This window comes from uncultured Campylobacter sp. (assembly GCF_937949835.1).
Taxonomy (GTDB): domain Bacteria; phylum Campylobacterota; class Campylobacteria; order Campylobacterales; family Campylobacteraceae; genus Campylobacter_B.
In genome coordinates, this window is sequence record NZ_CALEDC010000178.1 from 1 (window position 1) to 3,084 (window position 3,084).

Here is a 3,084-nt window from a genome sequence, read left to right on the forward strand (position 1 = left end):
TCGGATGGTCTCTGCTGCTAGAGTTGCTTCCGCAAGGTTGCCAAGTCACAAGCGGAAACTATCGCCCTATTTGGAGAGATTTTATCCCGTTAGATTGGAAGGATGGTGTATTTCAAAATGAATATTTGGAGCAAATTGCTGCTTTATCCGAGCTTATGATTGATTTAGCAAAAGAAGACGTGGATAAATTTATTGAGCTTATAGAAAGGCTTTCAAATTTGCCCAAAAATGCATACGATTTTATTCTTGATTATTGCTTGTCGGATAACATAATAAATTTGCCCGAAGAAAAGCGCTATTTAGTTTGGGAAAAACTTGATGAGATTGTGCGTCGTCATAGAAAATTTTCTAATACTAACTGGGCATTGCCCGAAGAAAAACTTTGCAAAATCAAAAACATAGCCGATAGTCTTGCGCCATCTTCGCCGGAAATAAAATATCGTTATTTATTTAATGGCGTAGTTTTTGAGTTGTTGGACGGAGATGGTGACCGCGATACGCAGATAGAAAGGCTCGTTAAAAAACGCAATTCCGTCATAAAAGAAATTTTGGACAGAGGAGGTTTGATGAGCTGCATCAATTTTGCCAAAAAAGTAGCTTCGCCGTTTGATGTAGGTCGAGCTTTAGGCGAAATAGAATATGACTTGATTGAAAATGAACTATTGCCAACATTTCTTGATTCAAATAATGAAGTTGAAAAGCAGGTTTTAAGCGGATATGTGCGAATTAAATTTTATAAAATCGGCATTGATTGGGCTGATATGATTATGCAAAAAGATTGGTCTTTAGAGCAACGCGCTAAATTTCTGTTGTTTTTACCTTTCAATGAAGAGGTATGGGAAATAGTTTCTAAGCATTTAGGAGAAAATAGCGAGGGTCTGTACTGGAAAAATATTAGAGTTAATCCTTATGAATCAGGCAACGATCTAAATGAAGCAACCGAAAAATTGCTTACGTATGGGCGCGAAGGTGCGGCCGTTATCTGCGCTGCTCACAGGACAAATAAAGCCGAAATTAATGAAGCCTTAGCAGTCCGTTCGCTTATCTCGGTCCTTGATAGTAAAAGCGGTATGCAAGAACTTACCGACTATAGCTATGTGGCCTATGATGTAGTTGAGCTAATTAAGCGCCTTCAAAAATCAAAAACGACTGATCAAGACGTGCTACTGTAAAGTTTTTTCAGAAGTCAAAGTGAGAAAAAATTTGAGATAGTCGCCCAAGGATAGGGATTAGGAGCAAATTTATTCAAAATCAAAGTGGCAAAATTTGATTTAAATTTTTTGACAAAAACCTTACGAAATTTTACACGGCTTTTAACACCCGTTTAAATGGGCATTAAAAGCATTTTTGCTATTCTGCATCTTCTGCGCCCTGCACTCTTTTGAGTGTGGCGATAAGCTTATCTCTAAATTTATAAATATCTTCGAGTTTTTCGAGTGGATATCTAGTCTCTTGTTTTTCTATCTCGTGAATGCCAATATATTTCTTCGCCGTATTAAAGTGCAATCTAGCTATCCATTTGCGGTTATTGTCGTCAAAGAGTACTCCAAAATAGCTTTGAGTATCCCTTGCATAAATTTTATCAAGCTCCACATATTCGCCCAGTATTGATTTGATGATAAAAAAGCCTTGCAGCTCATCTTGCGTAGTTACAATCTTGGCTTCATCATTACTACTTTCGTCATCCTCGTCCGTGATATTTGCCGTTAAGCCCGCACGTACAGAATTTATCTTTTTTGAGGCCAGATCGGTCACTATCTCGCTCAGAGCGGTTTTTGTATAGCTCTTAAAGTCCTCTAGCACACTTCCGGTTATGCGTGTTCCTTGCGGAAGTATTCTGCAGGCAAACATCCTAGCCAAATCATCGCTAGGCTTGGCGGTTTCTTCCTCAAATATCTTTTTTATCTCAAGTATGCGGCGCTGCTTATTCGCCATCTCCAGTATCGAGCTGATATTTAGATCGCTTTTTGTAAAGCGCTCAAGAGCCTTTACGTCGCGTTTATTGAGCTCATCGAGGTTTACGATGAGAAACGGATTATCGTCAAGCCTATTTTCCTTGTTAATATCGGAATAAAATCGGTATTCTATGCCGTTGGTTAGCAGCGCAAATTTAGCGTCAGTAACGCCGAAATATCGATATAGCTGGCTTGAGTGCTTATTTAAAACCTCGGTATGCTTTTTAACTTCTACTATGATGAGCGGCTTGCCCTCATACATTATGGCGTAATCTACCTTTTCGCCCTTTTTTATGCCTACGTCCGCGGTAAATTCAGGCACTATGACGTTAGGGTCAAATATATCGTAACCTAAAATTTGAAAAAACGGCATCACGAACGAGTGTTTCGTAGCCTCTTCGGTCTGCACGGAGTCTTTGATGCTCGATATTCTAGCACTTAGGCGCTGTAAATCCTCATATAGATCCATAAATTCTCCTTTTATGTCGATTTTATATCACACAGCGTAGGACTTTGCCTACGATATACACTTCCGTTTGGTCGTTCGCTCCGATGTGGTAGCTCTTATATTGCTGATTTACGCTGATGATGTCTAGCGCGCCGTCGGGGCTTTTTTGCAGCAGCTTCACCATAAATTGATCGCAGTAGTTGATGATATATAGCCCGTCGCCTTCAAATTTCGCCGTAACGTCCGCGATCACCCAGCTATCCGGATAAAGCATCGGCACCATAGAGTAGCCCTCTACCGGCATGCAGCGAATCCTACTCGTATTTTTAGGGCACACCTTAAAAAGCATCCGAGAAAAAGACACCAACACATCGGTATCGTAGATCTCTATGCCGTTTATATCGACGCTTTCGCCGGCGCCTACGGATGAGCTAAGCTTGCGGATAAAAATTTGATCCGTCTCGGTTTCTTTAAGGTTTGAGGGACTAACGTCATTTTTGCCAATACTTACGTCATCACTAACGTCAATACTTACGTCAAAATTTTCATTTGCTAAATCTGAAATACTAATTTCAAAAGCATTAGCTATTTTCTGTAAATTCTCTCTAGTGGGATTTTTACTTGCTTTTTTGCTTTCGTATAGTTGAATAGTAGATCTCCCAACTCCAGATATTTTGGCTA

At 39.9% G+C, this 3,084-nt stretch carries 2 protein-coding genes and 1 pseudogene; 1 reads left to right on the forward strand and 2 read right to left on the reverse strand.

Going from position 1 to position 3,084, the window contains the following annotated elements:
* Window positions 1-1,172: pseudogene (locus tag Q0256_RS03850) on the forward strand (hypothetical protein); the annotation flags it as partial.
* Between the two features lie 178 nt (window positions 1,173-1,350).
* Here the strand turns inward: Q0256_RS03850 and Q0256_RS03855 are convergent.
* Window positions 1,351-2,424 carry a type I restriction endonuclease gene (locus Q0256_RS03855; protein WP_297960195.1) on the reverse strand — a complete coding sequence of 358 codons (1,074 nt, stop codon included), beginning with the start codon at window positions 2,422-2,424 and terminating at the stop codon, window positions 1,351-1,353.
* Window positions 2,425-2,446: 22 nt separating this feature from the next.
* Window positions 2,447-3,084: helix-turn-helix transcriptional regulator (locus tag Q0256_RS03860; RefSeq protein ID WP_367271939.1), on the reverse strand; the 638-nt coding region annotated here is incomplete at its 5' end.